The organism is Halomarina ordinaria (genome assembly GCF_030553305.1).
Lineage (GTDB): Archaea > Halobacteriota > Halobacteria > Halobacteriales > Haloarculaceae > Halomarina > Halomarina ordinaria.
Map to the genome: position 1 here is coordinate 2,665,166 of NZ_JARRAH010000001.1, position 25,967 is coordinate 2,691,132.

30 protein-coding genes and 1 tRNA gene are annotated in these 25,967 nt (G+C 71.0%); 20 read left to right on the forward strand and 11 right to left on the reverse strand.

Annotated features, from left to right (window positions below; all coding sequences use genetic code 11):
- Positions 1 to 83: 83 nt before the first annotated feature.
- The 6 genes from P1Y20_RS14285 (at position 84) to P1Y20_RS14310 (ending at position 3,011) form a co-directional block, all read left to right on the forward strand.
- The gene (locus tag P1Y20_RS14285; protein WP_304449325.1) at positions 84 to 1,148 is read left to right on the forward strand and encodes an anthranilate phosphoribosyltransferase; all 1,065 of its coding nucleotides are present in this window, start codon (positions 84 to 86) and stop codon (positions 1,146 to 1,148) included.
- 93 nt (positions 1,149 to 1,241) lie between these two features.
- A complete protein-coding gene (locus P1Y20_RS14290) occupies positions 1,242 to 1,613 on the forward strand; it encodes a hypothetical protein (protein WP_304449326.1) in 372 nt (123 codons plus the stop codon).
- Between the two features lie 48 nt (positions 1,614 to 1,661).
- Complete coding sequence (locus tag P1Y20_RS14295) at positions 1,662 to 2,192, forward strand: peptidylprolyl isomerase (RefSeq protein WP_304449327.1); 531 nt, start codon at positions 1,662 to 1,664, stop codon at positions 2,190 to 2,192.
- A gap of 90 nt (positions 2,193 to 2,282) precedes the next feature.
- Positions 2,283 to 2,498: a DUF7511 domain-containing protein gene (locus P1Y20_RS14300; protein WP_304449328.1), complete on the forward strand. Its 216-nt coding sequence runs from the start codon at positions 2,283 to 2,285 to the stop codon at positions 2,496 to 2,498.
- Between the two features lie 44 nt (positions 2,499 to 2,542).
- Positions 2,543 to 2,881, forward strand: coding sequence for a ferredoxin (locus P1Y20_RS14305; protein ID WP_304449329.1), 339 nt, complete (start codon positions 2,543 to 2,545; stop codon positions 2,879 to 2,881).
- Positions 2,882 to 2,926: 45 nt separating this feature from the next.
- Positions 2,927 to 3,011 (forward strand) — tRNA-Leu (locus P1Y20_RS14310).
- Between the two features lie 311 nt (positions 3,012 to 3,322).
- Here P1Y20_RS14310 and P1Y20_RS14315 read toward each other — a convergent pair.
- Positions 3,323 to 4,189, reverse strand: coding sequence for a DUF4397 domain-containing protein (locus P1Y20_RS14315; RefSeq protein WP_304449330.1), 867 nt, complete (start codon positions 4,187 to 4,189; stop codon positions 3,323 to 3,325).
- Positions 4,190 to 4,378: 189 nt separating this feature from the next.
- Between P1Y20_RS14315 and P1Y20_RS14320 the strand changes: the two genes are divergently transcribed.
- Positions 4,379 to 4,657, forward strand: a complete 279-nt coding sequence (locus P1Y20_RS14320; RefSeq protein ID WP_304449331.1) for an ArsR/SmtB family transcription factor — start codon at positions 4,379 to 4,381, stop codon at positions 4,655 to 4,657.
- Between the two features lie 52 nt (positions 4,658 to 4,709).
- Positions 4,710 to 4,991 carry a DUF8036 family membrane protein gene (locus tag P1Y20_RS14325; RefSeq protein ID WP_304449332.1) on the forward strand — a complete coding sequence of 94 codons (282 nt, stop codon included), beginning with the start codon at positions 4,710 to 4,712 and terminating at the stop codon, positions 4,989 to 4,991.
- Between the two features lie 37 nt (positions 4,992 to 5,028).
- Here P1Y20_RS14325 and fmdA read toward each other — a convergent pair whose 3' ends face one another.
- Positions 5,029 to 6,291 carry a formamidase gene (fmdA, locus tag P1Y20_RS14330; RefSeq protein WP_304449333.1) on the reverse strand — a complete coding sequence of 421 codons (1,263 nt, stop codon included), beginning with the start codon at positions 6,289 to 6,291 and terminating at the stop codon, positions 5,029 to 5,031.
- A 216-nt stretch (positions 6,292 to 6,507) separates the two neighbouring features.
- Here fmdA and P1Y20_RS14335 point away from each other — a divergent pair, with 216 nt between their 5' ends.
- The gene (locus tag P1Y20_RS14335) at positions 6,508 to 7,029 is read left to right on the forward strand and encodes a DUF5813 family protein (RefSeq protein ID WP_304449334.1); all 522 of its coding nucleotides are present in this window, start codon (positions 6,508 to 6,510) and stop codon (positions 7,027 to 7,029) included.
- Here the strand turns inward: P1Y20_RS14335 and P1Y20_RS14340 are convergent, their stop codons facing one another.
- Complete coding sequence (locus P1Y20_RS14340; RefSeq protein ID WP_304449335.1) at positions 7,030 to 7,701, reverse strand: potassium channel family protein; 672 nt, start codon at positions 7,699 to 7,701, stop codon at positions 7,030 to 7,032.
- A 94-nt stretch (positions 7,702 to 7,795) separates the two neighbouring features.
- Between P1Y20_RS14340 and P1Y20_RS14345 the strand changes: the two genes are divergently transcribed.
- The 3 genes from P1Y20_RS14345 (at position 7,796) to P1Y20_RS14355 (ending at position 9,335) form a co-directional block, all read left to right on the forward strand.
- Positions 7,796 to 8,113: a DUF7967 family protein gene (locus tag P1Y20_RS14345; RefSeq protein WP_304449336.1), complete on the forward strand. Its 318-nt coding sequence runs from the start codon at positions 7,796 to 7,798 to the stop codon at positions 8,111 to 8,113.
- Positions 8,114 to 8,157: 44 nt separating this feature from the next.
- On the forward strand, positions 8,158 to 8,913 hold the full coding sequence (locus P1Y20_RS14350) for a TrmB family transcriptional regulator (RefSeq protein WP_304449337.1): 756 nt from the start codon (positions 8,158 to 8,160) through the stop codon (positions 8,911 to 8,913).
- 80 nt (positions 8,914 to 8,993) lie between these two features.
- On the forward strand, positions 8,994 to 9,335 hold the full coding sequence (locus P1Y20_RS14355; RefSeq protein ID WP_304449338.1) for a DUF7991 family protein: 342 nt from the start codon (positions 8,994 to 8,996) through the stop codon (positions 9,333 to 9,335).
- 13 nt (positions 9,336 to 9,348) lie between these two features.
- Here P1Y20_RS14355 and tmk read toward each other — a convergent pair whose 3' ends face one another.
- Entirely contained in the window at positions 9,349 to 9,942 is a 594-nt protein-coding gene (tmk, locus tag P1Y20_RS14360; protein WP_304449339.1) for a dTMP kinase, read from the reverse strand.
- A gap of 103 nt (positions 9,943 to 10,045) precedes the next feature.
- On the opposite strand from tmk, the gene P1Y20_RS14365 reads away from it, so the two are divergent.
- Positions 10,046 to 10,945, forward strand: coding sequence for a complex I NDUFA9 subunit family protein (locus P1Y20_RS14365; RefSeq protein ID WP_304449340.1), 900 nt, complete (start codon positions 10,046 to 10,048; stop codon positions 10,943 to 10,945).
- Between the two features lie 5 nt (positions 10,946 to 10,950).
- Here the strand turns inward: P1Y20_RS14365 and P1Y20_RS14370 are convergent, their stop codons facing one another.
- A complete protein-coding gene (locus tag P1Y20_RS14370; protein ID WP_304449341.1) occupies positions 10,951 to 11,166 on the reverse strand; it encodes a hypothetical protein in 216 nt (71 codons plus the stop codon).
- On the reverse strand, positions 11,163 to 11,621 hold the full coding sequence (locus P1Y20_RS14375) for a DUF2243 domain-containing protein (RefSeq protein ID WP_368662180.1): 459 nt from the start codon (positions 11,619 to 11,621) through the stop codon (positions 11,163 to 11,165). The genes P1Y20_RS14370 and P1Y20_RS14375 overlap by 4 nt, the downstream gene beginning before the upstream one ends.
- Positions 11,622 to 11,807: 186 nt before the next feature.
- Between P1Y20_RS14375 and P1Y20_RS14380 the strand changes: the two genes are divergently transcribed.
- The 4 genes from P1Y20_RS14380 to P1Y20_RS14395 all read left to right on the forward strand — a co-directional run bounded on the left by P1Y20_RS14380 (position 11,808) and on the right by P1Y20_RS14395 (position 15,994).
- Positions 11,808 to 12,980: a tubulin/FtsZ family protein gene (locus P1Y20_RS14380; RefSeq protein ID WP_304449343.1), complete on the forward strand. Its 1,173-nt coding sequence runs from the start codon at positions 11,808 to 11,810 to the stop codon at positions 12,978 to 12,980.
- 21 nt (positions 12,981 to 13,001) lie between these two features.
- Positions 13,002 to 13,697 (forward strand): 2-phospho-L-lactate guanylyltransferase, encoded by a 696-nt coding sequence (gene cofC, locus P1Y20_RS14385; protein ID WP_304449344.1) that lies wholly within the window; start codon positions 13,002 to 13,004, stop codon positions 13,695 to 13,697.
- Positions 13,698 to 13,731: 34 nt separating this feature from the next.
- Positions 13,732 to 14,814, forward strand: a complete 1,083-nt coding sequence (gene cofG, locus P1Y20_RS14390) for a 7,8-didemethyl-8-hydroxy-5-deazariboflavin synthase subunit CofG (RefSeq protein WP_304449345.1) — start codon at positions 13,732 to 13,734, stop codon at positions 14,812 to 14,814.
- 85 nt (positions 14,815 to 14,899) lie between these two features.
- Positions 14,900 to 15,994, forward strand: coding sequence for a CNNM domain-containing protein (locus tag P1Y20_RS14395; RefSeq protein ID WP_368662154.1), 1,095 nt, complete (start codon positions 14,900 to 14,902; stop codon positions 15,992 to 15,994).
- Between the two features lie 6 nt (positions 15,995 to 16,000).
- Here the strand turns inward: P1Y20_RS14395 and cofH are convergent, their stop codons facing one another.
- Positions 16,001 to 17,362, reverse strand: coding sequence for a 7,8-didemethyl-8-hydroxy-5-deazariboflavin synthase subunit CofH (gene cofH, locus P1Y20_RS14400; protein WP_304449346.1), 1,362 nt, complete (start codon positions 17,360 to 17,362; stop codon positions 16,001 to 16,003).
- A 48-nt stretch (positions 17,363 to 17,410) separates the two neighbouring features.
- Positions 17,411 to 18,430 carry a sodium:calcium antiporter gene (locus P1Y20_RS14405; RefSeq protein ID WP_304449347.1) on the reverse strand — a complete coding sequence of 340 codons (1,020 nt, stop codon included), beginning with the start codon at positions 18,428 to 18,430 and terminating at the stop codon, positions 17,411 to 17,413.
- An 85-nt stretch (positions 18,431 to 18,515) separates the two neighbouring features.
- Here P1Y20_RS14405 and P1Y20_RS14410 point away from each other — a divergent pair, with 85 nt between their 5' ends.
- The 3 genes from P1Y20_RS14410 (at position 18,516) to purQ (ending at position 20,660) form a co-directional block, all read left to right on the forward strand.
- Positions 18,516 to 19,553: a phosphoribosylaminoimidazolesuccinocarboxamide synthase gene (locus P1Y20_RS14410; protein ID WP_304449348.1), complete on the forward strand. Its 1,038-nt coding sequence runs from the start codon at positions 18,516 to 18,518 to the stop codon at positions 19,551 to 19,553.
- A 157-nt stretch (positions 19,554 to 19,710) separates the two neighbouring features.
- Positions 19,711 to 19,962 carry a phosphoribosylformylglycinamidine synthase subunit PurS gene (gene purS / locus P1Y20_RS14415; RefSeq protein ID WP_304449349.1) on the forward strand — a complete coding sequence of 84 codons (252 nt, stop codon included), beginning with the start codon at positions 19,711 to 19,713 and terminating at the stop codon, positions 19,960 to 19,962.
- On the forward strand, positions 19,959 to 20,660 hold the full coding sequence (gene purQ, locus P1Y20_RS14420) for a phosphoribosylformylglycinamidine synthase I (RefSeq protein WP_304449350.1): 702 nt from the start codon (positions 19,959 to 19,961) through the stop codon (positions 20,658 to 20,660). Before purS ends, purQ begins: the two co-directional genes overlap by 4 nt.
- 44 nt (positions 20,661 to 20,704) lie before the next feature.
- Here purQ and P1Y20_RS14425 read toward each other — a convergent pair whose 3' ends face one another.
- The 3 genes from P1Y20_RS14425 to P1Y20_RS14435 all read right to left on the reverse strand — a co-directional run bounded on the left by P1Y20_RS14425 (position 20,705) and on the right by P1Y20_RS14435 (position 25,953).
- Positions 20,705 to 21,574 (reverse strand): NmrA family NAD(P)-binding protein, encoded by an 870-nt coding sequence (locus P1Y20_RS14425; RefSeq protein ID WP_304449351.1) that lies wholly within the window; start codon positions 21,572 to 21,574, stop codon positions 20,705 to 20,707.
- 88 nt (positions 21,575 to 21,662) lie between these two features.
- Positions 21,663 to 22,307, reverse strand: coding sequence for an NADPH-dependent F420 reductase (locus tag P1Y20_RS14430; RefSeq protein ID WP_304449352.1), 645 nt, complete (start codon positions 22,305 to 22,307; stop codon positions 21,663 to 21,665).
- A 70-nt stretch (positions 22,308 to 22,377) separates the two neighbouring features.
- Complete coding sequence (locus P1Y20_RS14435) at positions 22,378 to 25,953, reverse strand: tetratricopeptide repeat protein (RefSeq protein WP_304449353.1); 3,576 nt, start codon at positions 25,951 to 25,953, stop codon at positions 22,378 to 22,380.
- Positions 25,954 to 25,967: the final 14 nt, after the last annotated feature.

Consider the following 25,967-nt stretch of genomic DNA (forward strand, 5'->3'; position numbering starts at 1 on the left):
ACGTGAGAGACACGGGGGGCCGACATGGGTGTTGTGCCGGCACGAGCGGGACGCTTTTGCTCCGCGCGTCCCGACGGTCTGGTATGGCAGAAGCGACGCAGTCATTCGGCGAGTGGCCGCTGAAACGGCTGATGACGGAGGTCGTCGGGACGGGACACAAGTCCGCCGACGACATGACCCGCGAGCAGGCCCGCGAGGCGTTCCGGCGTATCCTCGCGCTCGAACCCGACCCGACCACGCTCGGGGCGTTCTGGCTGGCGAACCGCTGGAAGCGAAACACGCCGGAGGAACTCGCGGCGTACATCGACGTGATGGCCGAGGAGTCGGTCGTCTTCGCCGAACCCGACTGCGACCCGGTCGACTGCGGGGCGAACTACGACGGGAAGGGTCGCAGCGCGCTGCTCGGCGTCGGCGCGGGCCTCGTCGCCGCCGCCGCCGGGACGCCCGTCGTCGTCCACTCCGGCGACCGCGTCCCGACGCAGAAACAGGACGCCTACAAGCACGTCCTCGACGCCCTCGGCGTCGAGACGGACCTCACGCCCGTCGAGTCCGCTCGCATGACCGACGAGGTGGGCTTCGGCTTCTACTACCAGCCGAACTGCAACCCGGGGGTCACGGGACTCGAAGACCGGCGCGACCGGATGGGGGTCCGGACGTTCGTCAACACCATCGAGACGCTCGCCAACCCCGCCCGCGCCGACGTCCACCTCGGGAGCTTCTACCACCTCCCCTACGCCAAGCGCATCATCGACACCTTCGACGCGAGCGAGCGCTACGACCTCTCGCGGGTCGTCATGTTCCAGGGGATGGAGGGCTACGACGACATCCGTCCCGGGTCGACGAAGGTCGCCGTCTGGGACGGCGGCGAGTTGAGCGACTTCGACATCGAGACGGCCGAGTACGGCATGGACTTCACGAGCGAGGACCTCGCGGTCGACGACGTGGCCGACGACTCGGCGGCCATCACCGAGGCGGTGCTGACCGGCGCGCGCGAGGACCGCTTCGCCGACGCCGTCGCCGTCAACGCCGCCGTGCGCATCTTCGCCCGCGACGACGCCGACACGCTGGAGGAGGGTCTCGAGATGGCGCGCGCGGCCATCGACGACGGGAGCGCGGCCGAGACGCTGGAGCGCCTGCGGGCGTTCTGAGGCCGCAGTAACTCGATTCCTGCGGGTTGAAGCCGGGATTTCGTCGGTTGCAAGCTACACTTACTAAAGGCCCCCCGACGTGTGCGTGACCGCATGGAGCCAGCACCCATTCAGGCCGCAGGTATCGTCGGGAGCCTCATCAACTTCGTCGTGAGCCTGCTCATCGGCGGGCTCGGGATATACGTCGGCGCGAAGGTACTGACCGGCGTCGAGGACTTCTCCAAGGCGGTCGTCACGGCGCTGGTCGGTGCTATCGCGTGGGCGATCTTCGGGTGGATTCCCATCGTCGGCTTCCTCCTCGCGCTGGTCGCGTACCTCGCCGTCGTCAACTACCAGTACCCCGGCGGCTGGGTGAACGCCGTCGGCATCGCCCTGGTCGCCTGGCTGGCGTCGCTCGTCGTCCTCCTGGTGCTCGGCGCCCTCGGCGTGGTCGCGTTCGACGCCCTCGGCGTCCCGGGCGTGTAGGCGCGCGCCCTCCAGTAGGGTTTTCCCTCCGGGGACGCACCCTCGGGTATGCACGAGAAGGAAAACGAGGACAACCCCGAGGCGGTGCTGCAGACGAACCACGGCGACATCCGACTCGAACTGTTCGCCGAGCGCGCCCCGCGTACCGTCGAGAACTTCCTCGGCCTCGCCACCGGCTCCCAGGAGTGGGAGGACCCGGAGACGGGCGAGACGCGGTCCGAACCCCTCTACGAGGACGTCGTCTTCCACCGCGTCATCGAGGGGTTCATGATTCAGGGCGGTGACCCGACGGGCACCGGCCGCGGCGGCCCCGGCTACCAGTTCGACGACGAGTTCCACGACGACCTGACCCACGACGCCGCCGGGACGCTCTCGATGGCCAACGCCGGGCCGAACACCAACGGCTCGCAGTTCTTCATCACGCTCGACGCCACCCCCCACCTCGACGGCCGCCACTCCGTCTTCGGGCAGGTCATCGACGGGATGGACGTCGTCCGCGACATCGGCTCGCTCCCGACCGACGCGCAGGACCGCCCCCAGGAGGACGCCCTCATCGAGGGTGTCCAGGTCTACCGGTAGACCCCTCCCGTCCTGTCACCGTGAGTGACAAGACTCATACCGTGTGAGCCGTGAGCCATCGGTACGGGAACGCACTGCACACCCCACGCCATGACCGACCACCGCATCGACGACGCCGTCCCGAGCATCGCAGAGGAGGTGCAGTCGTGCCGCGACCGCGGCGTGCTGCTCCACCGCATCGTCCGCCCCCCGAACGCCCCCGAGGAGTGCACCCTCTACCCCGACGACGTCTCGGCCGCGGAACTCCCGACGACGTGGCTGACCGCCAGCGAGGGGGCGTTCGTCTCGCTCGCGGACGCACGCTGACGGACACCGACAACGCCAAACCGCCGCCTTCCCAACCAACGGCAATGGCAGAGGACGGCCCCGTCGACCCGAGCGCCATCGGGGAGCGCGACGCCCCACCGGTCGAGGAGAAGCCCTACAAGATAATCTTCGAGGCGAACAAGTGCATCGCCGCGGGCCGGTGCGCCGAGGTCTCGGCGAACTGGGAGATGGACCTCCTGAGCGGCATCGCGAAGCCCCTGACGTACTTCTTCGACGAGTCGGAACTGGAACACAACGTCCACGCGGCCGAGGTGTGCCCGGCGAAGAAGGACCGCGGCGTCATCCACGTCGTCGACCGCCGGACGAACGAGGAGATAGCGCCCGACCCGCACGGCGACGGGACGCTGAGCGTCGACTGGTAGGCGAACCGCAACGTCCTTGCCCTCGGCCGACCGACCGCGGAACGCGCGGGAGTGGCTGAGTCTGGCCAAAGGCGGCGGACTTAAGATCCGCTTCTGTAGAGATTCGGGGGTTCAAATCCTCCCTCCCGCACTGCGTGTCGCGAACGGCCGAGAGCGACCGCAGTCGTCGAGGGATTCGAACGAACGAGCGAACAGCGTGAGCGAGTGGGGTTCAAATCCTCCCTCTCGCATTCGTCCGCGCGAGTGAACACGAGCGCGGAGAATCGGGTACTGTGGTTTGAATCAGTGAGCGACTGGAAGGAGCGAGGAGGGTTCGAATCCCTTCTCCCGGACTGTGCCGGCACCGAATCGAGCGGGCGCACTCGCTCGTGGCACGGTTTCGTCGCAAAAGCGCGTGGGCGCGAAGCGCCCGGTTCCGGTCGTGGGTCGTGCGGGCGTCGACTACGGGGCGGCGTCCTCCGTCACGATGAGGTCGAACTCGGTGTCGGCCGGTTCGTCGTCGGGCGTGAGGTAGCCCGCGGCGAACGCGCTGTAGACGCCGCCGCCCTCGACGTCCACGGGGAAGGTGGCGACGACCTCGCCGTCGTTCTCCTCGGTGTCGGGGCGAATCTCGAGTTCGTAGGAGCCGCCGGGCACCTCGACGTACGCCGCGTCGCCGAACTCGACGCCGTCGAAGAGCGCCTCGCCGTCGGAGGCCGTCGTGATGTCGACCGCGCCGGCGTCGGGGGAGGCGTGGACCGCGCGCACGCGGGCCGTGTCGCTGCCCGGGGAGCTGTTGTCGTCCTCGAGGACTTCGAGGGCGAACGACTCGCCGTCGTCCGCGAGTTCGCCGACGGCCGCGAGGGTGTAGTCGGCGGCCGCGACCTCCTGTTCGCCCTCGAAGACCACCGTCTCGGGGTCGCCGGCGGCGGTTATCTCGAGGTCGTAGGTGTCGGGCGCGAGTTCGAGGTAGTCGCTCACCGTGCCGAAGGCGACGTCCTCGAGGACGGGGTCGCCCGCGACGTACACGTCGACGTTCGGCGCGTCCGGCGAGAGGTGGGCGACCCGGACGTTCGCCATCTCGCCCGCGTCGGTCTCGTTGCCCTCCTCGTCGGTCTCGTTACCCTCGCCGTCGGTCTCGTTGTCCATGCCGTCCGACTCGTTCCCCATGGACTCGTTGTCCATGCCGTCGGATTCGTTGTCGGTGTCGTTCGAGTCGTTCTCTCCCCCACCGCCGTTGCCGGCACAGCCAGCGAGGGCGGCCGTCGCCGCCGTCGCTCCAACTCCGAGCAGTACACGTCGTCGCGTCGTCACAGGTTCGTCCGTCATCGGTCACCCTGAGAGACGACTGTCAGACGAATAACGACTTTCGTGATTCGGACTAGAATCTCTCGAAGGTTCGTCGAAACTACTCTCGATGGGCGCCTCCGGGTCCGTCGGTGCTCGTCGCGCGTCGCGTCGCCGTCGTTCGTGCGTTTCGGTGGATTATTGCCGACGCCCGGTGCACTACGGACACGTATGGAGGTGGTGCTCTGGCAGGTGCTCGCCGGGACGCGTGGGGCACCCAACCGGGCCCGCATCCTCCGGGCGCTCGACGAGCGCCCCCGCAACGCCAACCGGCTGGCCGAGGACCTCGACCTGGCGTACAACACCGTCAGACACCACCTCGCGGTCCTCGAACGGAACGGCATCGTCACCAGCGGCGACGAGGACTACGGCACGGTGTACCTGCCGAGTACGCGGGCGAGACAGCACTGGACGACCGTCGAGGACATCATCGAACAGGTGGAGACGTGAACCGCGAGATATTACTCACCCGACGCGCTAACTCCGACAGAGAGGAACTCCGATGGGACTGATGCTGGACGCGGCGCGCGTCGCGGCGGGAATCAACGTCGTGTTGTTACTCGTACTCATCAGTATCTGGGCCCGCAACTACCGCCTCGTCCGCTCCCGGCTGACGCTCGGGTCGATGGTGTTCGCCGGGTTCCTCCTCGCCGAGAACGCCGTCGCGCTCTACTACTACGTCGCCGGGCCGGTCATGCCCACGGCCGCCGTCCGCATCATGATGATACTCCAGTTGCTGGAGGTCGTCGGTATCTCCGTGCTCGTCTACGTCACGTGGCAGTGACCCCTCGAACGGCCCGAAGCGGGGACGGGTCCCCTCCTCAGGACATCGGGTCGTCCGTTATCGGGACGTTCCCCCGCGACCCCTGCGAGGAGTCGATGGCGTGGGGGCTGACGTCGAAGTCGAACACCTCCTTCGGGAGCGCCAGCGTCGCGCAGGCGTTCGGGACGTCCACGACCCCGCTCAGCCGACCCTCGACGGGGACGGTGCCGAGTATCATGTACGCCTGTTCGCCGCTGTAGCCGAACTGCTTCAGGTACTCGATGGCGTCGAGACACGCCCGCCGGTAGGCGACGTGCGGGTCGATGTAGTGTTGCTCGCCGTCCTCGGTGACGGAGTAGCCCTCGAAGACGACGTACTCCGAGTAGTGCGGCCCGCGGTGGCCCGGTTCGAAGATGGGGTGGTCGACGCCCAGTTTGTCCATCCCGTCCTTGATGACGTTCACCTCGATGTCGAGGTAGCCCGCCATCTCGATGGCGCCGCAGAACGTGATTTCCCCGTCGCCCTGCGAGAAGTGGATGTCGCCCATCGAGAGCTTTCCGCCGTCGACGAACACCGGGAAGTACACCCGGGAGCCGATGGAGAGGTCCTTGATGTCGCAGTTGCCGCCGTTCTCCCTCGGCGGGACGGTGCGTGCGCCCTCCTCGGCGGCCGCCTCGGCCTCGTCGTCGTCCATCGTCCCCATCACCGCGCCGTCGGTCGTCGGCGGGTTGGCGACGGGCGGTTGTTCCTCGCCGGTCGGGTGGTTGGGCACGTCGCCGTGGTCGGTGTCCATCAGCGACTGCTCGCGGGCGTTCCACTCGTCGAGGAGGTCCTGGGACGGGGCGGTGCCGATGAGCCCCGGGTGGACCTTCCCCTCGAAGCGCACGTCCGGGATGTGCCGGGAGGTGGTCTCCGTCCCGTGGAGGTCCCAGATGGCCTTTCCGGCGTCCGGGAAGTGGTCGGTGAGGAACCCCCCGCCGTTCTGCTGGGAGAAGATTCCCGTGAAGCCGTACTCCCACCGCTCGTTGAGGACGCCGATGTCCAGCAGGTCGACGACCAGCAGGTCGCCCGGTTCGGCCCCCTCGACCTCGATGGGACCGGCGAGGTAGTGGACCTGCTGGAGTTCCACGTCGCGGACGTCGTTCGCGTTGTCGTCGTCGGATATCTGCCCGCCCGTCCAGTCGAGACACTCGACGCGCATCCGGGTTCCGGGGTCGACGCTCACCGCCGCCGGTACGTCCGGGTGCCAGCGGTTGTGGACCGGCGTCGGTTGCTCGTCCGGGGGGCTGTCGAGGTCTATCTCTATCATCGTCTCTGGCATGGTATCACCAGTGGTACCACTCACCATCACTCGACGTAAGTGTTGCTCGAACGTCACGGGGGGGCGAGAGTCGCCCGGTTCGGTGTCTCCCGGGGTGATGACAGTCGGAGGGGACGTGCGGGGTCGGAGCGGTGTCGGGTGGCCGACGGCGGCCTCCCTCCCGGCCGCCGCGCGCGACGCGGTGGGCTTTTGCCGCCGACGCGTCTACGACCACCGATGACCGAGGAGCTACCGGAACGGGCCCGACGAGCCTTCGAGGCCCACGACGCGTACGCGGCGACCGACCGCGGCGACGCGTACCGACTCGACACCGTCTCGTTCGACGCGCTGGTCACGGCGACGGGGACCGACGACTGGGCGCTTCGTTACACGCTCACCGTCCGGGCCCCGACGCTCGACGCCGCCGTCGAGGAACCGGTCGGCCCGAACCTCCAGGAGGGGTGGCGCGACACGTACGAACTCCGCCTGGAGGACGCCCCCGGCTCCGTTCGCGCCGACGTCGACCTCGACGACCTGCACGTCGACGTCGAGGGCGAGGAGGTGGTCGCCACCTTCGTCTTCGCGTTCGGGAACGCGGAGCGCGCCCCGGCGGTGGCGAAGGCGCTCGCAGAGTACACGGAGGGGACCTACCTCGAGGGCGTCGTCCCGGGCTACACCTACCGCGACCCGGTCGCGGGGCTGCTCTCGCAGGCGCAGCAGGGCGAGGGGGACGGCCGCGGCGGGCCGATGCCGCTGTAGTCAGGCCGGCGCCGCCGTCGGCCCGACGATGAGTTCGCGCACGTCCGCCATCGAGTCGAAGTCGGCGATGACGATGACGCGGTCGCCGCGTTCGAGCGAGTGGTCGTCGCCCGGGAGCGAGACGGCCTCCCCGTGCTTGCCGAAGCCGAGGAGGCGGGCGTTCGACGGCAGTTCGAGTTCCGAGAGGGAGTAGCCGTGCATCGGTGCGCGCTCCGTGACCGTCAACTCGACGAGCTGGACGTTCTGTGCCACGTCGGCGATGGCCCGGATGCTCCCCCCCATGAGGGCGTTCTTCGCCGCGATGGCGCCGAGGCGCTCGGGGTAGACCACCTCGTCGACGTCGGAGGCGTACTTGCCGAGGACGTACTCGCGGTAGTCGTTGTCGACGCGCAACACCGTCCGACAGCCGTGGCTCTTCGCTATCATGCACGCGACGAGGTTGGCGGTCACGTCGCCTGAGAGCGCCCCGAGGCCGTCGACCTCCTCCAGCCCCATCGACAGGAGGTCCTCCTCGTTCGCACCGTCGCCCTCGACGACGTCGAACGCCTCGGAGCGAACCCCCTCGATGACCTGCGGGTCCCGCTCGATGACCGTCACGTCGTGGCCCTCTTCCTCGAGCACGCGGGCGGTCCGCCGACCGACTCGTCCTGCACCGACGATAACAAACCGCATGGACGTGCCTACGCGAACCCGTCACAATAACCTTACCCCTCACCCGAACGCCGGCCAGCGAAAACCATTGCCCGTCGCGGCTCGTAGCGCTCGTATGGAGACCGATGGAAGCGCGACGGACGAGGACGGGAGAGACGAGAGCGAGACGGTCCGCGTGTGGCTCGTCGAGCGGACGTACTCCGACGACGAACAGAACCTCATCATCCTGACGTACGCCACGCCCGACGGCACCCGGGAGTTCAGGAAGGAGCGCGCGCTGACGAGTTTCACCGGCGACCACCGCGAGACGCGCGCCGCGCTCTCCGTCTCGCTCGACGACACCGCGACCGTCGACGACGCCGAGACCCGCGAGCGCTACGCCGCGGAGGTCGACCGACTGTCGGCCACCCACGACCCGACGGACGCCGTCTGACGCCGGACCGGGGAGCCTAAACGGGCCGGCGCGGTACGGCGCGCATGGACCAACAGGCGGCCGTCGACGCCCTCGAACGCCTCGGCCTCTCGACGTACGAGGCGAAGGTGTTCATCGCGCTCGTCTCGCTCGGCGTCGGGTCGGCGAGCGACGTCGCACACGTCGTGGACGTCCCCCGCTCGCAGGTGTACGGCGCGGCCGACCGCCTCGAACGACACGGCCTCGTCGACAGCCGGCAGTCCTCGCCCATCCAGTACCGCCCCGTCGACCTGTCCGAGGCGCGCGACCGACTCCGGCGGCGCTTCGAGCGCGACCTGGACACCGCCTTCGAGTACCTCGACGACGTCCACGAGGCGGCCGACCCGGCCGAGGAACAGGAGGGCGTCTGGACGGTCGAGGGGAGCGAGGCCGTCACCGGTCGTCTCGAACGGCTCCTCGCGGAGGCGTCCGCCTCGGCGCTGTTCACGACCGGTGACGCCCCGCTGGCCGACGAACGAACCGTCGCGGCGCTCGCGGAGGCGGCCGAGCGCGGCGTCGGCGTCACCGTCCTCAGCGCCTCCCAGGCGGTCCTCGACCGTTTCGACGACCGGGTGGCGACCCGTCACCTCCCGGACCTCGGCGACTGGGAGGGCGAGGGGGGCCGCCTCCTGCTGGTCGACGGGCGGTCGGTGCTGCTGAGCGTCGGTGGAGCCGACGCGTCGAGCCCCGCCGGGGAGACGGCCATCTGGAGCGCCGACACGGCGTTCGCGGCCGTCTTCGTCCGCCTCGTGGAGGGACGCCTCGGGGACTACGTCGCGTAGGGGCGCCGGTGCCGGGTCGGCGCCGCTCCCGCCCCGCCGGAAGGCGACACCCCAAAGAGGGCCGCGCCCCAACCGTCGCTATGGTCTCGGTCATCGACGTGGTCGGCCTGCTCGCCATCCTCGGGGTCAACGGCACGGCCGCGGCCCTCCTGACGCGCTTCTTCCGCGTCCGCCTCGACACCCAGTGGGGCCCCATCGTCTACACGCTGCTCATCACGCCGGTCGTCCTGCTCGTCTCGACGCTCGTCCTGAGCGGCATCGTCGGCCTGGGGTTCAACCTCGGTACCGCGGGCGCCGTCGTCGGTATCGCCATCGCCCTCCCGCTGGCGCTCGGCGTCGCCTTCGACTACTTCTGGATGCCGGCGCCCGACGACGTCGAACTCCCGACCGAGTACGCCCGCGAGAACAGTCCTCGTCGGTAGTTTCCTCCTCCCCTCACGCCCCGTTCTCGTCGACGAGTCGCGCGACGCACTCCTCGACGCGCTCCACCACGTCCTCCGGGGAGCGTTCGGCGTCGACGCGGACGAACCGCTCCGGTTCGTAGTCGATGAGCCGTTCGTAGTTCTCCCGGACGGCGGCGAGGTAGTCCGCGTGTTCGAACTTGTCGGTCGCGCCGGCGCGCTCGGCGCCGACCTGCGGGTCGACGTCGAGGTAGACCGTCGCGTCCGGCGGCCGGGTGAAGGGCTGGTGGACGCCGCGGATGTACTCGACGGGCCGCTTCACGACCCCCGAGAGCGCCGCCCCCTGGTAGGCGTAGCGCGAGTCGGAGTAGCGGTCCGAGACGACGAGTCGCCCCTCCTCGAGGGCGGGTCGGACGACCCGCGAGAGGTGGTCGGCGTGGTCGGCCGTGAACAGGAACAGGTCGGCCAGCGGGTCGGCGTCGTCGTCGTCGAGCGAGCGCCGGACCGCCTCGCCGTACCAGGAGGTGGTCGGCTCGCGGGTGAACACCGCGTCGGGGTAGACGTCCTGTAACGCCTCCCAGGCGGTGGTCTTGCCGGAGCCGTCGATGCCCTCCAGCGTGATGAGCATAGTCGGGGTTCCGGGCGGGGGGCCTTGAGTCGTCTGAACTCTCCCCGGCGAGACATCCCGCTCGCGAGGTAGTTTTAGGTTCGGTCGGCTCCTGTGTAGGGGTATGAACGTGCTCGTCGTCGGCGGCACCGGATTCATCGGGACGGAACTCAGTCGGGAACTCACGGAGCGGGACCACGAGGTGACGGTCCTGTCGCGCTCGCCCGACGACGAGGGCCTCCCCGCGGGCGTCGACACCTACGAGGGCGACGTCACCGACTACGACTCCATCGAGGAGGCGTTCGTCGGTCAGGACGCCGTGGTCTACCTCGTCGCGCTCTCGCCGCTGTTCAAGCCCGACGGCGGGAACGCGAAGCACTTCGACGTCCACCTCGGCGGCGCGGAGAACGTCGTGAAGGCGATGCAGGCCCACGACGTCGAGCGACTCGTCCACATGAGCGCGCTCGGCGCCGACCCGAGGGGCGAGACGGCCTACCTCCAGGCGAAGGGCCAGGCCGAGGAGACGGTCCGGGACGCCGGCCTCGACGTCGTCGTCTTCCGGCCGTCGGTCGTCTTCGGCGACGGCGGGGAGTTCGTCCCGTTCACGAAGAAACTCGCCCCGCGCCCGGCCGCGCCGCTCCCCGGCGGCGGCAAGACGAAGTTCCAGCCCATCCACGTCGGCGACCTCGTCCCGATGCTCGCCGAGGCCGTCGAGGACGACGACCGCGTCGGTGACACCTACGACGTCGGCGGCCCCGAGGTGCTCACCCTCAAGCAGGTGGCCGAACTCGCGCACAGGGCCGACGGCCACTCCTTCACCGCCATCCCCATCCCGATGGCGTTCGCCGACGTCGGCCTCTCGATGCTCGGGGCCGTCGGCGGGCCGATGGGTCGCGACCAGGCGCGCTCGCTGCGCATCGACAACACCGTCGCGGACAACGACGTGACCGCCTTCGGCGTGGACGAGGGCGACCTGACGACCCTCCGCGAGTACCTCGGCCTGGAGGAGCGCGCGACGGCCTGACCGCATTACTCCTCGGCCGCCAGTTCGTACGCCCGGACGACGCCCTCGAAGAGCGACGTCGCCGCGCAGGCGAGCGCGACCACGCCGACGCCCCCGACGAGGAGCCACGCCCAGTGCGGGAGGCCGACCGGCCCGCCCCCGCCGTGGAGGACGAGCAGGGTCGGGGCCGCGACCAGCGAGCGGACAGCGGGGGGTCCCGACGGCGGGTCCGCCCCGGTCACGACTCGCTCACCGTCCGGGGTCGACTCGTCCGGTAGACGTAGTAGCCCGCCCCGACGATGAGGAGGCTGATGACCGCCCAGTGGGGGTCGTAGTAGCCCGGTCCCTCCGTCGCGTCGTGGAGGCCGAGTATCGTGTGGTTGACGACGACGTCGAAGAGGTCGAACGCCCCGAGGCCGAGGACCGCCGCCCCCGCGAGCGGTCGGACGGGCAGCGGGGTCGTGGCGCGACGCTCGGCGCGCCACAGGAGGCCGGCGCCGCCGCCCGCGACGGCCAGCATCACCGTGGCGAACACGCCGTCGGCGAACACGTTCGTCCGCAGGCCCGAGACGGTCGTCGTCGGGTAGAGGTTCGAGACGAGGGAGTGCAACTGCAGGACGTGGTGGAGGACGAGCACGTCGATGACGGCGCTGAACCCGAACCCGAAGACGACCGCCCCGAGGAGTGCCCGGCGCATCGTCGCCCGGTCGGGGACCGTCTCGCGGCCCGCCCCCGCTTCGCGGTCCGTCGAATCGTCGAGAACGCTCATGGACGGGGTTCGACCGGGGGGCGGTTCACTCGTCTGCCGGCGCACGCCACCCGCACGATTTTATTCACAGATTCGTGACAAAGTTTATAGCTTACGTATCTCATCTAGTGACCAATGAGACTCGCAATGATCGGCTTCGGGCAGGCGGGGGGGAAGGTCCTCGACGCGTTCCTGGAGTACGACCGGCGGACGGGGTCGAACCTCGTCCGGGCGGCGCTGGCGGTCAACACCGCCCGGGCGGACCTGATGGGCCTCGAGTACGTCCCCGAGGACCGGCGCGTGCTCATCGGCCAGTCGCGGGTGAAGGGCCACGGCGTCGGCGCGGACAACGAACTCGGCGCCGAGGTGGCCGAGGAGGACATCGACGAGGTGATGGGCGCGCTGGACGACGTCCCGGTCCACGAGGTCGACGCCTTCCTCGTCGTCGCCGGCCTCGGCGGCGGGAGCGGCTCCGGCGGCGGCCCCGTCCTCGCGCGTCACCTCAAGCGCATCTACACGGAACCCGTCTACGCGCTCGGCGTCCTCCCGAGCGCCGAGGAGGGCGGCATCTACACGCTCAACGCCGCCCGGTCGTTCGAGACCTACGTCCGCGAGACCGACCACCTGCTCGTCTTCGACAACGACGCGTGGCGCCGCTCCGGGGAGTCGGTCCAGTCGGGCTACGACGGCATCAACGAGGAGATCGTTCGTCGGTTCGGCCTGCTGTTCGGCGCGGGCGAGGTCGAGGCCGGCGGCGAGGTCGCGGAGTCGGTCGTCGACTCCAGCGAGATAATCAACACGCTCGCCGGCGGCGGCGTCTCGACGGTCGGCTACGCCACCGAGGAGGTCGAGCGGCCCGACGCGGGGTTGCTCTCGCGACTGCGCGGCGCCGAGGCGGAGGACCTCGACCCCGCGAGTACGACCAATCGCATCACCAGTCTCGTCCGCCGGGCCGCCCTCGGACGGCTCACCCTCCCCTGCGAACTCGAGGGGACCGAGCGCGCGCTGCTGGTCCTGAGCGGCCCGCCGCGCTACCTCAACCGCAAGGGCATCGAGCGCGGGCGCACCTGGCTCGAGGAGGAGACCGGGAGCATGGAGGTCCGTGGCGGCGACTACCCCCGCCGCGACGCCGCCGAGGTGTCGGCGGTCGTCCTGCTCTCGGGGGTGACGCGCGTCGAGCGCATCAAGGACCTCCAGCGCGTCGCCATCGAGGCCCAGGAGAACATCGAGGACATCCGCGCGCGGAGCGACGCCAACCTCCACAGCCTCGTCGAGGAGGACGCGGAGGAACTCGAACCGCTCTTCTGACTCGACCGCGTTCCCCGGCGTATGCGCGTCGTCGTCCCGTACCGCGTCGCGGACCCGAAGACCCGCCTCGCCCCCCTCCTCGACCGCGAGGAACGGGTGTCGTTCTCCGAGACGATGCTCGCGGACGTCCTCGACGCCGTCACGGCGACGGGTCACGCCCCGACGGTGCTCGCCACCGAGGACGTCGACCCCTCCGTACCCGGGACGAACGTGCGCGTCGACGACCGCCCGCTCAGCGACGCGGTGAACGCCCTCCTCGGCGACGGGCCGGTCGCCGTCGTGATGGCCGACCTCGCGCTCGCGACGACGCCCGCGCTCTCGCGCCTGTTCGACGCCGACGGCGACGTGGTCATCGCACCGGGGGTGGGCGGCGGCACCAACGCGCTCGTCGTCCGTCACCCCGACTTCCGGGTCGACTACCACGGCGTCTCGTACCGCGACCACCGCCGCGTCTGCGAGCGTATCGGCGCGGCGACGACGACGCTCGACTCCTACCGCCTCGGCACCGACGTCGACGAACCCGGCGACCTCGCTGAGGTCCTGCTCCACGGCGAGGGGCGGTCGCGGTCGTGGCTCCGCGACCGCGGGGTTCGACTCGCCGTCGGGGAGGGACGAGTCGGCGTCCGTCGCGAGGACGACGGCCGCGAATGGGCGGTAGAGGAATCGGGCGTCGGGGGTGCCGACGCGAGCGCCGAGCGCGACCACGACCCCGAGTGACAGCCTTTTTGCTCCGCGGGGGTGAGGTTCGCCCGTGATTCCCGGCGCGGACGAGTACGACGTCGACGTCGCGGTGGACGCGGCCGCCGTCGAGCGGTTGCGCTCGGTCACGCCGGCGGACGTCGACCCCGCCCCCGAACTCTCGTTCGCGCGCAACGTCTTCCTCCCGCTGACGACCGCCTGTCGCTACACCTGTACGTACTGCACGTACTACGACGTGCCCGGTGAGGCGTCGCTCATGTCGCCCGAGGAGGTACGCGAGACGTGTCGGATGGGGGCGAAGGCGGGCTGTACCGAGGCGCTGTTCACCTTCGGCGACGACCCCGACGACCGCTACACGGCCGTCCACGAGCGACTGGCCGAGTGGGGCCACGACTCCGTCCACTCGTACCTCCGCGAGGCGTGCGACATCGCGCTGGAGGAGGGGTTGCTCCCCCACTCGAACCCCGGCGACCAGACGCGCGAGCAGATGGAACTGGTCGCGGACGTGAACGCGAGCATGGGCGTGATGCTCGAGACCACCGCCGAGGTCCGCGCCCACGGCGGTCCCCGCGCGAAGTCCCCCGGCCAGCGCCTCGCCACCATCCGGACGGCCGGCGAACTCGGCGTCCCCTTCACGACCGGTCTCCTCGTCGGTATCGGCGAGGACTGGACCGACCGCGCCGAGTCGCTGCTCGCCATCCGCGACCTCCACGAGCGCTACGGCCACGTCCAGGAGGTCATCGTCCAGCCCGTCGTCGCCAACGAGCGCTGGCGGGGCGACACGCCCGCCCTCGACGCACTCCGTCGGGTGACCGCGATGGCCCGCGTCGCGCTCCCAGAGGAGGTGAGCGTGCAGGTGCCGCCGAACCTCGCGCCGGTCCGCGACCTGCTCGACTGCGGTATCGACGACCTCGGGGGCGTCTCACCCGTCACCGACGACTACATCAACCCCGACTACGCCTGGCCCGCGCTGCGCGAACTGGAGGCCATCGCCGAGGAGGCGGGCGTCCCGCTGCGCGAACGCCTGCCCGTCCACGAGCGGTTCGTCCCGGGGTGGCTCTCGCCGGCCATCCTCGACGCCCTCGAGGGCGAGGACGAAGCAGGTGCCCGCTACCGCGCCGTCCTGGGCGACTGACGCTCCCCGCCCCGACGCGGGGGTAGATACCGCCGAGACGGCTGGTTCGCTGCTTTTTTGCACTCGCTCCGGGTAGACGTTCGGGATGATTCCACTCCAGGGCGAGATGGCCCCGCTCGAGGTCACTGCACGGTTGATAGCGGGGATCCTCCTCATCCTCGCCAACGCGTTCTTCGTGGCCACCGAGTTCGGGTTGACACGGGCACGCCAGTACACCGAGGAGGAGTTCGTCGACGGCGACCCCGCGCTCCAGCGCGCGTGGGACATGACCGACGACCTCGAGGTCTACCTGACGACCTGTCAGGTGTGGATCTCCGGGACCAGCATCGCGCTGGGTATCGTCGCCGAACCGGGGCTGGCGGCGCTCATCGAGCCGGTCTTCGAGAACACGGCGCTCGCCTCGGTCGGGGCTGCCTCCCTCGTCGCGTTCGGCCTCATCAACCTCGTCCACCTGACGCACGGCGAACAGACGCCGACCTACCTCGGCGTCGAGCGCTCACGCCAGGTCTGTCGGTACGGCGCGCGGCCGCTCTACTGGTTCGCCCGCTCCATCGGTCCGCTCATCACGTTCGGCGACTGGGTCGCGAAGGCGACGCTCCGCCTGTTCGGCATCGAGATGACGGGGGCGTGGACGGAAGCCGAGGCCGACGTCATCGAGTCGCGCGCCGACCTCCGGCGCCAGCTCGACGACATCCTCGAACAGGGCGACATGCCAGAGGAGCGCCGGGAGGAGATCCAGGCGGCCCTCGACATCGACCGCCTCACCGTCGGCGACGAGATGGTCCCACGCGATGACATCGTGACGCTGTCGACGACGAAGGACGTGCGGGAGAACCTGCAGGTCCTCGAGGAGAACCCCCACACCCGCTTCCCGCTGGTCGGCGACTCCCTGGAGGACTTCGAGGGCATCGTCTACATTCCCGTCGTCACCAGGCACTTCGACGACCTGCGCGACGGCGACCGGACCTTCGCGGACCTCGCGGTCCCGCCGCTGACGTTCACGCCGGAGACGAGTATCGCCGAGGCCATCGACCGCTTCCAGGACGAGAACCAGGAACTCGCGCTCGTCGTCGAGGACGACGAGGTGGTGGGCCTGCTGACCGCGACCGACGCGATGGAGGCCGTCACCGGCGAACTGGCGGACCCGACCGACCCCGTCGAGGAGCGGCAGACGGACTGAGTTCGGTCAGTCGTCCGCGGGCGCCGTCTGCGACGCCATCAGCGGCGTCCCGTCCGCCTGCGGGCCGAGCGTCGGCCCCAACGGCCTCTCCTCGGGGTCGACGACCCGGCGCGTCCGGTAGTCCGTCGAGCGCTCGACGGGGACGCGCCCGACGGCCGTTATCATCTCGACGTAGTCGCGCACGGAGCGGAACTCCCCCTCGCTGCCGCCGGCGCGTTTCGTTATCTCCTCCGAGAGGATGGTCCCCATGAAGTCGTCGGCGCCGCAGGAGAGCAGTTTCAGTCCTCGCTCGTCGCCGTACTTCACCCACGAGGACTGTACGTGCTCGACGTTGTCGAGGAACAGCCGAGAGACGGCGACCATCAGTTCGTCCTCCTCGAAGGTGGCGCCGCCGGAGACGATGCCGCGCTCGTAGAGGGGGGTCGTCCGGTGGACGAACGACAGCGGGACGAACTCCGTGATGTTCCCGGTGCGGTCCTGGAGGTCGCGGACCACCTTCAGGTGCATCGCGCGGTGCATCTCGTTCTCGACGTGGCCGTACATGACGGTCGCGGTCATCGGGAGGCCGACGGTCGCCGCCGCTTCCATCGCCTCGACCCAGTCGTCGGTGCGTATCTTCCCCGGACAGATGACGTCGCGCACCTCGTCGACGAGTATCTCGGCGGCGGTCCCCGGCACGCTCGCGAGGCCCGCGTCCGCGAGACGGCGGTAGGCGTCCTCGTAGCTCCAGTCGGTGCCGCGAATCGCGTGGTACGCCTCCTCGGGCGTCATCGAGTGGAGGTGCGCGCCGTCGCGGGACATCGCGCGCATCTGTTCGAGGTACGTCCCGGGGTCGGTGTCGTAGCGCTCGGGCGGCTTGTAGTTCACCTGGTTGGCGGGCGCGTCGTAGCCCGCGAGTATCTCGTGGTGTTCGGCGTCGAGCGCCAGCGCCGGGTGAAGCCCCGAGACGGAGGTCACCTCGTAGACGCCCCGCGAGAGCGCGTCGCGGACGACGGCGCGCGACTCGGCCGGGGTCTTCGTGAACCCCGGGTGGTCGACGCCGCTGTCGCGCTCGAAGTTCGCGGCGGTGTCCTTGAAGTTACAGAACAGGCAGCCGGTGTTGCAGGCCGTCGTGACGTTGTTGTTGAGGTTGGCGACGAACGTCACCTCCTCGCCGACCACCTCGGCGCGGCGGCGGTCGGCGGCCTCGAGCACCTGCTCTTTCCGTCGCGGGTCGATGCCCTCGTGGTCGGTCCCCGTCGTGAGGAGTTCGACGCCGTCGTCGACGGTGAGTCGGTCGCCGGCACGGGCCTTCGCGAGCGCGTTCTCGAACGACTGGTCCGTCTCGGGGACGTGTTCGAACCCGAAGTCGTCGACGGCACGGTCCATACCAACGACTCCCCTCGCCTGCGATAAAACCGTGCCGGGTGGGGACACTCACGACACCGGGAGGAGCCCCGGGCCGACGCCGACGGTCTCCGCGACGACCCAGGCGACGAAGACGACGTAGCAGCCGAGCAGGGCGGCCGCCTCGCGGTCGTCGAGCGAGAGGTCGGTCCGCATGACGGTGAACAGGAGCACCGTCGCGGCGGTGAGCACGCCGAACATGGGTGCGGCGACCGCGAAGTCGATGAGCGCCGGTCCGGCGATGAGCACCCCGACCGGGATGGCGACCAGCAGGTCGAACGTGTTCGACCCGAGGACGTTCGCCAGCGAGGTGACGCCGCGCCCGGCGCGGGCGGCGCGGACGCTGACGAGCGTGTCCGGGAGGCTGGTCGCACCCGCGACGATGACCACGCCGAGGACGAACTCGCTGACCCCGAACGTGCTCCCGAGGACGCGCACCGCGTGGACGAGGTTCTCGACGGCGACGAGGATGACGAGCAGCCCCGCCGCGAGGAACGCCCACTGTCGGAGTGGGTCGACGCCGCGGGCCTCTGCAGGGTCGGCGACGTACTCCGCGGTGTCCTGGTACTGGATGAACAGGTAGAGGGCGTAGAGGCCGAGGGGGATGAGCGCGAGCGGTCGGGTGACGCTGCCCGTCAGCGGGGCCGTCCCCGGGACGTAGATGACGGCGAACGCGAACGTGATGAGGAGCGTCGACACCGCGAGCATGTAGAACTGCGCCTCCTTGTAGACGAGCGTGCGGTTGGACTCGACCGGCGTGGCGGTCGCGAGGCCGGCCGCCGCCGGGATGACGAGGACGTTGAAGATGGCCGAGCCGACGATGGCGCCGACGCCGAGGGCGACGGACCCCTCGAGGGCGGCGACGACGACGCTCGCCAGTTCCGGGAAACTGGAGCCGATAGCCACCACCACCGACCCCTGGACGACCGGAGGGAGGCCGTAGTACCGCGAGAGGCGCTCGCTCGACGACTCGAGCCAGTCGCTCCCCTTCCAGATGGCGGCGGTGGTGAGGACGACGACGACGGCGGCGACGGCCGGGGACCAGGCCATGTCGAGCGGTTCGTCCGTCGCCCCAAAGCCGTTGTGAGATGGACCGAAGGGAAACCCCTATGCCCGCCGCCCGGAACCCCCCGGTATGACGAGCGTCAAGGAGTTCCGCGTCGTGGCGCCGGCGACCCCCGAGCGACTGGGGCGGGGCGCCTTCCGCTTCACCGACGACTACTCCGTCTTCGACTGGGGGAAGATGCCCGACGAGATTCCGGGCAAGGGGGCGGCCCTCTGCGCGATGGGCGCGGCGAACTTCGAACTGCTGGAGGAGGCGGGCGTCCCCACCCACTACCGCGGGGTCGTCGTCGAGGGGTCCGTCGAGGAGGAGGGCCTCCCCGTCCCGCTCTCGGCCGCCGCCGAACCGCCCCGCGAGATGGCTATCGACCTCACGCAGGTGCCCGACCTCCCCCACGAGGGCCGGACGTACGACTACGACGCCTTCCACGCGGCGGCCGGCGAGAACTACCTCGTCCCGCTCGAAATCGTCTTCCGCAACACCGTCCCCGTCGGCTCCAGCCTCCGGTCGCGCGGCGCCCCGGCCGACTACGGCCTCGACCACGACGACTGGCCCGACGCGCCCGTCGACCTCCCCGACCCGGTCGTCGAGTTCTCGACGAAGTACGAGGAGGAGGACCGCTACCTCGCCCGTGAGGAGGCCGACCGAATCGCCGGGAAGGCGGATGTCGAGGACCTCGAATCGGTGGCGCGCGAGGTGAACCGACTGGTCACCGAGCGCGCCGCGGCGGCCGGCCTCACCCACGAGGACGGCAAGATAGAGTGCCTCTACGTCGACGGCGAGGTGCGCGTCGCGGACGTGGTCGGCACCTTCGACGAGAACCGCTTCTCCTACGACGGTCAACAGGTCTCGAAGGAGGTCGTCCGCCAGTACCACAAGCGCACCCAGCCCGAGTGGGTGGCGGCGGTGACGGACGCGAAGGCCCGCGCGGCGCGCGAGGACGTCGCCGACTGGCGCGCGCTCTGCGACCGCGACCCCGAACCGCTCCCCGAGCGCGTGGTGCGAGCGACGAGCGACCTCTACCGCGCCGGCGCGAACGCCTATCTCGAGCGGGCGCTGTTCGACGCGCCGCCGCTCGACGCGGCCGTCGACGCGGTGCGCGACCTGTAGTCGGTCGTTCGGCCCCGCCTCGGCCTCGACGAGCGCCGCCTCCAGCGGGCGCGACGGTCCACGCAACGGTCCGTGGCGGTGACCGTCTCTATCCACGTCTATGCACAGACGAACGACAACACAAGCGTTTTGATGCACGACTGCGGTCATTCGACCGATGACCGCCTACACGGCGACAGTCACGGTCCGACTCAAGCGGGGCGTCCTCGACCCGGAGGCCGAGACGACGGCCCAGGCGCTCTCGCGTCTCGGGTTCGAACTGGAGGGACTGCGCTCGACCGACCGCTACGAGATAGACCTCGACGCCGAGAGCGCGGACGCCGCCGCGGCCCGCGCCGAGGAGATGGCCGAGCGCCTGCTGGCGAACCCGACCATCCACGACTACGAGGTCAGCGTCGACGAGCGATGATCGCCATCCTCCAGTTCGGCGGGTCGAACTGCGACCGCGACGCCGAACGCGCCCTCGAGTACCTGGGCATGGACGCCGAGCGCGTCTGGTACGAGGACGGCCTCCCCGCCGAGACGACGGGCGTCCTCCTGCCCGGCGGCTTCTCCTACGGCGACTACCTCCGGGCGGGGGCGATGGCCGCCCGCGCCCCCGTCATGGAGGCGGTGCGGACGTGCGCCGACCGCGGCGTCCCCGTCCTCGGGGTGTGCAACGGGGCGCAGATCGGTTGCGAGTCCGGCCTCACGCCCGGCGCGTTCACCACGAACGCGAGCGCCCGCTTCCAGTGCGAACCAGTCTTCCTCCGCGTCGAGAACGCCGACACGCCGTGGACCCGCGCCTACGAGGCGGGCGACGTGCTCTCGATACCCATCGCCCACGGCGAGGGGCGCTTCGAGGCCGACGACGACACCTACGACCGCCTCGTGAGCGAGGACCGCGTCCTGTTTCGCTACTGCGACGCCGACGGAGACGTCACCGACGCCGCCAACCCCAACGGTTCGCGGGGGAACGTCGCGGGCGTCCTCGGCGAGCGCGACACCGTCGCCGTGCTGATGCCCCACCCCGAACGCGCGACGCTCCCGGAACTGGGCAGCACCGACGGACAGGGCATCCTGCGCGGGTTCGAGACGGCACCGGCGCGACTCGACGGCGCTCGCTGACTCGCCGCGTTTCGCACCTCCCGTCCCCGTCTCACCCCCCGTTCTCAGCCGTCGCGCCCCGCCGGCGCGAACGCCTCGCGGTTGTCGGCGACGAACTGCTCGACGGACGTCGGGTCGCGGCCGAGGAGCCGTCGGAGGTCGTCCGTGGTTCGACTCGCGAGCCCGAGGCGGACGACGGCGTACTCGAGCGCCATGAACGCGACGAGCGACCGGGGAACGCCCCGACGCGACAGCCGCCGGACGAACGCGAGGTGCGAGGGGGCTGAATAACGAATCTCCCGGTCGAGGACGTCGCTGAAGGCGGCCGCGACCGCGTCGAAGTCGAGCGGCTCCGGGAGCGTGAGGTCGTACGCGCGGTTCTCGTGACCCGCCTCTGTGAGCGCCGTCGCGGCGACGGCGGCGACGTCCCGCGCGTCGACGAGGTGGAGGGCGGCCCGTCCCGCCGGGACGAACAGTTCGTCCCGCTCGACGACGTCGGGGCGGTGGACGCCGCTCAGGTTCTGCACGAACCACCCCGCCCTGAGGTGGGTGTAGGCGGGGCCGGCGCGCTCGACGTGGCGCTCGATGCGGCGGTGCGGGAGGACGGGCACCCGGTCGGCACCGACGACCGAGAGGGTGACGACCCGCTCGACGCCCGTCCGGACCGCGGCGTCGACGAACGCCGTGACCGGCCGGACGCCGACGCGGGGCGGGAAGAGCAGGAACAGCCGGTCGACGCCGTCCAGGGCGGCCCCCCACGTCTCCGGGCGGGTGAGGTCGAACGCGACGGACTCGGGGCCGTCACCGAACCGCTCCCTCGCAGCGTCGGGGCTGCGGGCCGCGACGCGGACCGGCACGGGTGACGCCCGGAGCCGCTCTACGAGCGCCGACCCGACCGTCCCCGTCGCGCCGGTCACCAGGACTCGGTGCGACATCGGGGTGAAGGACGGCCGCGGCGCGGATGAACGTTCGGGACCGGCGTCGGACGCCACTCTCCACGACTCGACGCTCCCCGCGGCGGCCTCAGCGCACGACCGCGAACGCGTGTTCCCACGTGTCGAGTTCCGCCCCCACGCGCACCCACAGCGGGACGAGCGCCTCCAGGTACCGCGCCGACTCGATGCCGCCGACGTCGAACGCTCCGGGCCACCCGAGTTCGACGAGTATCTGCTCGGTCCGGGCCTTCGCGTCCGGGTCGTCGCCGCAGACGAACATCGGGGGGGTGTCATCCGCGAACTCGGGGTCGACCATCTGTGCGTTCGAGACGGTGTTGAAGCACTTCACCACCCGTGCGTCCGGGAGGCGCGCCTGGACGCGCTCGCCGAGCGAGTCCGTCGCGCCGAACAGGAGGTGCGGCGGCCCGTCCCCGGCGAAGTCGAGCGGGTTCGTCGCGTCGAGGACGAGTCGACCCGCGAACCGCTCCGGCCCGGCGAGGTCGAGGACGGCGTCGACGACATCGCCCCGGACGGCGAGGACGGCGACGTCGCCGTAGCCCGCCGCCTCCGCGAACGACCCGACCGACACCCCCTCGGTTCCGTCGGCCCACCGCTGTACCTTCCCGGGACTGCGCGTTCCGACCCGTGCTTCCCACCCGTGTCGGGCGACCCCCGCCGCCAGTGCCCGCCCCACGTCGCCGCTCCCCAGTATCCCGATTCGCTCGCCAGCCATGCTGTCCGGTAGCTGCTGACGACGATAAGGGCTGCTTCGTCCCGTCGCCGGACCGGTCCCGCGGCCGTGGTCAGTCCTCCGAGACGACCTCCTCGAGTCGCCGGAGGCGGTCGCGTGCCTCGGAGACGTCGACGCCGTTTCGCTCGCCGAGGACGACCGCCGCCTCGCAGTGGTCGATGGCGGCCGCCCGCTCGCCGAGCGCCTCGCACGCGGCCGTCAGCGCGAGGTGGGTGTCGATGACGTCGCGCAGCGCGCCGATGTCGGTGAACAGGTCGAGCGCCTCCGCGTAGCGCGCTTCGGCCTCGTGGTCGTCCCCCCACGCCCGCGCCAGGTGGCCCCGCTCGACGAGCGTCTCCGCCTCGCCGTAGCGGTGCCCGCCCTCGCGACAGCGTGCGAGGCTCGCGCGGAGGCGCTCCGCCGCCCGGTCGAGGTCGCCCTCCGTGCGGGCGAGCGACCCGAGCAGGCGGAGCGCTTCGCCCTCCCCGCGGACGTCGGCGCTGTCGCGGTAGCGGTCGAGGGCGCGCCGCGCGAAGTCGCGTCCCCGGTCCGTGTCCCCCCGGTCGCGTGCGACCCGGCCGAGGTTCGCGAGGCTCTCGGCCTCGCCGATGCCGTCGCCGATGCCCTGCCGTCGGTCGAGGCTGCGCTCGTAGCGCGCCTCGGCCTCGTCGAGGTCACCGCGGCGGTAGGCCACGTCGCCGATGTTGCACTCGCACTGGGCGACGCCCTGGGTGTCGCCGACGGCCCGGTAGCGTTCGAGGCTGCGCTCGTGGTACTCGACGCTCCGCTCCAGTTCGCCGCGCTGCTGGGCGACGCAGCCGAGGTTGTGCAGGCAGTTCGCCTCGCCGAGTTCGTCGCCGATGTCGCGGTAGGTGTCGAGCGCCTGCGTGAGGTCGCGCTCGGCCGCGTCGAGGTCGCCGCGCACCCGCCAGAGGCTCCCGAGGTTGTTGAGCGTGTCCGCCTCGGTCCGCCGGTCGCCCGTCGACCGGAAGTACGCGAGGCAGTCGCGGTAGTGGTCGGCCGCCTCCTCGAGGACGCTCCGGGAGTCGAGGACCGTCGCGAGGTTGAACCGCGCGTCCGCCGCCGCCCGACGGTTGCCCATCTCCCGGTAACGCGACAGGCAGTCGCGGAGGTACGCCTCCGCCTCCGGGAGGTCGCCGCGCGACCACGCGACGATGCCGAGGTTGTTGACGACGTCGGCCTCCCCCTGCTCGTCGTCGCAGGCGCGGTACGCACCGATGCTCTGCTCGTAGAACGCCTCGGCGTCGTCGAACTCGCTGCGCCGGAGCGCGACGGTCCCCCGGAACTTCAGGCTGCGCGCGCGGAGCGCCGCCGCCCGCGCGTCGTCAGCCGCCTCGTCGGCGAACGTCCCGAGGCGTTCGAACTCCCGCTCGGCCGCCTCCAGGCGCCCCGCTCGCAGCGACATCTCCCCGCGCCACTGCGTGCAGCGGACGGCGAGGGCCGGCGAACACGCCTCGGGGAGCGCGAGCGAGGTGTAGGGGCTGGTGCCGAACAGCGGCGCGAGCGCCGGTCGCGAGAGCCCCAGCCCGAACAGCCGTTCGACGGTCGCGTCGGCCCACTCGCCGGGGGCCTCCGACAGCTCTCGAATCGCGGGGGCCGCGCCCTGGAACTCCCACTCGATGCGCGCCCGGGCGGTCTCGTCGTCGGCCAGCGACAGCAGCGCGCTCACGACGCGCCCGAAGCGTCGCTCGGCCGCCCGGTCGCCGTCGCACTCGAGCAGGTGCCTGAGGAACAGCGACGACCAGGACTCGTGGACCGAGCGGTAGGCCGCCTCGCCGTCGCCGGGGGCCTCGCGCTCGAAGAGCACCCGACCCGACAGCAGGTCGAGCGCCTCGGCCACCTCACAGAACCCCGGCGCGTCGTCGTCCTCCCGGGCGGCCAGCGCGTAGACGAGGTCGGGCGAGACGCCGACTTCGGCGGCGTTCAGGACGTTGACGAGGACGCCCACGTCGAGGGCGTGTTCGCCGGCCTCCCGCAGGCGCTCGAACGTCCGTGCGACGTCCTCGGTGAGCGTCGTCGGGGTCGCGCTCCCGTAACCGGCGAGGGGGTCGACCGACAGCACGAGGCGGTGGAGGACGACGAGGAGGTCCGCGGCCTCGCCGTCGCCGTCGAGCCCCGAGACGAGGTCCTCAACCGTCAGGTCGACGCGCCGGCCGGTCGTCGCCTCGAAGTGGCGCACGAGGCGCTCGCACTCCGTCGCGTCGAGGGGTGGCATGTGGACGCGCTCGACGGCCTCCGCGCGGTGGGTCGCTGCGCGCGCGTCGGCCGGGAACGCTGTCGGGTCCTCCCACTCCGACTCGCGGGCGTCGAGGAGGAACGTCACCGAGGGGTCGTCGCGGTACTCCGCCATCGCGCCGAAGACCGCCACCGCGTCCTCGCGAAGGGCGTCCTCGACGACGACGAGCGCCCGCCCCGTCGCCTCGCGCAGGCGCGCGCGAAGCGCCTCCGCGCTCGTGAACGGCTCGCCCCGGCCGCGGCGACGGTAGAGGACCGTCCCGACGCCGGCCTCGTACCACCGGTAGGCGACCGTCTTGCACACCGTGCTCTTGCCGGCGCCCGGCGGTCCGACCAGCGCGTGGTCCCGCCCCGCGCGGAGGCCGGCGAGCAGGTCGGCCGTGAGGGCGCGCCGCTCGCCGGCCTCGTCGTAGGTGCGGTCGACGGCGTAGCCGGCGGCGACCTCCGCGAGGTCGAGGCCCGTGCGCCAGCTCGTCGGCGGCGGACACGGCGAGCGCTCGGCGAAGTAGTCGTCGGTGAGTTCGACGAACCCCTCGCGTTCGAGGACGAGGCGGTCGTCCCGGTGCCGGTCGGTCGGGCCGGCGGTCAGCCGCCGGTCGCCCGGGTCGAGCGCGCCGGCGCTCGCGGTCACGTCCGTCGCGTCCGCGCGGACCGCCTCGACGTACCGTTCCGCCGCCGCGCGCGCCGCCGCCGTGTCGTTGTAACACACCCCGACGCTCGCGTCACCGTCGTAGGCGACGCAGGCGACGCGCGGCTCCTCGCCCGACGAGAGCAGGAGGGTACAGGGCGGCTCCTCGTCCGTCCGCACGACCGTCGCGCCGCCGTCGACGAGCCCTCGGAGCGTCTCCGGGAACCGCGTCTCGAGGGTCTCGTACAGCGCCGGCCCGACGACGAGGTCGAGGCCCCGCTCGTCGACGTGGTCGTGACACAGCGCCAGCACCTTCGGGTCGGCGACGACGGGGACGAGGGCCGTCAGTCGGTCGGCCGTCTCGACCGTCTCGCGCAGCGCGGCGGGGAGTTCGTACGGCGTGAGGTCGTCGGTGGGGACGTACTCGGCACCGGCGAGCACCGCCGGGTCGAGCCACTCACACTCGGCGGGGAGCGCGTCCAGCAACGCGTCGGCGGCGACGACGGTGCTCGTCGTCTCGACGAACGTCCGGTAGGCCTCCTCGGCGAGTCGGCCGGCGAGCGTGGTCGCGTAGCCGCCGTCGTGGCGTTCGACGAGGCCGGCGTGTTCGAGTTCGCGCAGCGCCCGGTCGACCGTCGAGCGCGACCGGCCGAGCGCCTCCACGAGCGCCGGCTTGCGCTGTGGCTCGTCGCCGAGGTGGACGAGGAACTCGGCGCGGCGCTCCAGCAGGCGGACGAACCGCTCGTCGGTCGCGTCGCTTTCCATCCGTCTACCGTCAA

What these genes read in the sequence shown, in the direction of transcription:
- P1Y20_RS14325 (WP_304449332.1), top strand. Translation starts at nt 4,710, where the DNA reads ATGGGACTGATGCTGGACGCGGCGCGCGTCGCGGCGGGAATCAACGTC.
- fmdA (WP_304449333.1), bottom strand. Translation starts at nt 6,291, where the DNA reads ATGCCAGAGACGATGATAGAGATAGACCTCGACAGCCCCCCGGACGAG.
- P1Y20_RS14340 (WP_304449335.1), bottom strand. Translation starts at nt 7,701, where the DNA reads ATGCGGTTTGTTATCGTCGGTGCAGGACGAGTCGGTCGGCGGACCGCC.
- purS (WP_304449349.1), top strand. Translation starts at nt 19,711, where the DNA reads ATGACCGCCTACACGGCGACAGTCACGGTCCGACTCAAGCGGGGCGTC.
- P1Y20_RS14365 (WP_304449340.1), top strand. Translation starts at nt 10,046, where the DNA reads ATGAACGTGCTCGTCGTCGGCGGCACCGGATTCATCGGGACGGAACTC.
- P1Y20_RS14305 (WP_304449329.1), top strand. Translation starts at nt 2,543, where the DNA reads ATGGCAGAGGACGGCCCCGTCGACCCGAGCGCCATCGGGGAGCGCGAC.
- P1Y20_RS14300 (WP_304449328.1), top strand. Translation starts at nt 2,283, where the DNA reads ATGACCGACCACCGCATCGACGACGCCGTCCCGAGCATCGCAGAGGAG.
- P1Y20_RS14425 (WP_304449351.1), bottom strand. Translation starts at nt 21,574, where the DNA reads ATGTCGCACCGAGTCCTGGTGACCGGCGCGACGGGGACGGTCGGGTCG.
- P1Y20_RS14345 (WP_304449336.1), top strand. Translation starts at nt 7,796, where the DNA reads ATGGAGACCGATGGAAGCGCGACGGACGAGGACGGGAGAGACGAGAGC.
- tmk (WP_304449339.1), bottom strand. Translation starts at nt 9,942, where the DNA reads ATGCTCATCACGCTGGAGGGCATCGACGGCTCCGGCAAGACCACCGCC.
- cofH (WP_304449346.1), bottom strand. Translation starts at nt 17,362, where the DNA reads ATGGACCGTGCCGTCGACGACTTCGGGTTCGAACACGTCCCCGAGACG.
- P1Y20_RS14380 (WP_304449343.1), top strand. Translation starts at nt 11,808, where the DNA reads ATGAGACTCGCAATGATCGGCTTCGGGCAGGCGGGGGGGAAGGTCCTC.
- P1Y20_RS14405 (WP_304449347.1), bottom strand. Translation starts at nt 18,430, where the DNA reads ATGGCCTGGTCCCCGGCCGTCGCCGCCGTCGTCGTCGTCCTCACCACC.
- P1Y20_RS14315 (WP_304449330.1), bottom strand. Translation starts at nt 4,189, where the DNA reads ATGACGGACGAACCTGTGACGACGCGACGACGTGTACTGCTCGGAGTT.
- cofC (WP_304449344.1), top strand. Translation starts at nt 13,002, where the DNA reads ATGCGCGTCGTCGTCCCGTACCGCGTCGCGGACCCGAAGACCCGCCTC.
- P1Y20_RS14410 (WP_304449348.1), top strand. Translation starts at nt 18,516, where the DNA reads ATGACGAGCGTCAAGGAGTTCCGCGTCGTGGCGCCGGCGACCCCCGAG.
- P1Y20_RS14350 (WP_304449337.1), top strand. Translation starts at nt 8,158, where the DNA reads ATGGACCAACAGGCGGCCGTCGACGCCCTCGAACGCCTCGGCCTCTCG.
- P1Y20_RS14320 (WP_304449331.1), top strand. Translation starts at nt 4,379, where the DNA reads ATGGAGGTGGTGCTCTGGCAGGTGCTCGCCGGGACGCGTGGGGCACCC.
- purQ (WP_304449350.1), top strand. Translation starts at nt 19,959, where the DNA reads ATGATCGCCATCCTCCAGTTCGGCGGGTCGAACTGCGACCGCGACGCC.
- P1Y20_RS14395 (WP_368662154.1), top strand. Translation starts at nt 14,900, where the DNA reads ATGATTCCACTCCAGGGCGAGATGGCCCCGCTCGAGGTCACTGCACGG.
- P1Y20_RS14290 (WP_304449326.1), top strand. Translation starts at nt 1,242, where the DNA reads ATGGAGCCAGCACCCATTCAGGCCGCAGGTATCGTCGGGAGCCTCATC.
- P1Y20_RS14375 (WP_368662180.1), bottom strand. Translation starts at nt 11,621, where the DNA reads ATGCGCCGGGCACTCCTCGGGGCGGTCGTCTTCGGGTTCGGGTTCAGC.
- P1Y20_RS14285 (WP_304449325.1), top strand. Translation starts at nt 84, where the DNA reads ATGGCAGAAGCGACGCAGTCATTCGGCGAGTGGCCGCTGAAACGGCTG.
- P1Y20_RS14430 (WP_304449352.1), bottom strand. Translation starts at nt 22,307, where the DNA reads ATGGCTGGCGAGCGAATCGGGATACTGGGGAGCGGCGACGTGGGGCGG.
- P1Y20_RS14335 (WP_304449334.1), top strand. Translation starts at nt 6,508, where the DNA reads ATGACCGAGGAGCTACCGGAACGGGCCCGACGAGCCTTCGAGGCCCAC.
- P1Y20_RS14355 (WP_304449338.1), top strand. Translation starts at nt 8,994, where the DNA reads ATGGTCTCGGTCATCGACGTGGTCGGCCTGCTCGCCATCCTCGGGGTC.
- P1Y20_RS14295 (WP_304449327.1), top strand. Translation starts at nt 1,662, where the DNA reads ATGCACGAGAAGGAAAACGAGGACAACCCCGAGGCGGTGCTGCAGACG.
- P1Y20_RS14435 (WP_304449353.1), bottom strand. Translation starts at nt 25,953, where the DNA reads ATGGAAAGCGACGCGACCGACGAGCGGTTCGTCCGCCTGCTGGAGCGC.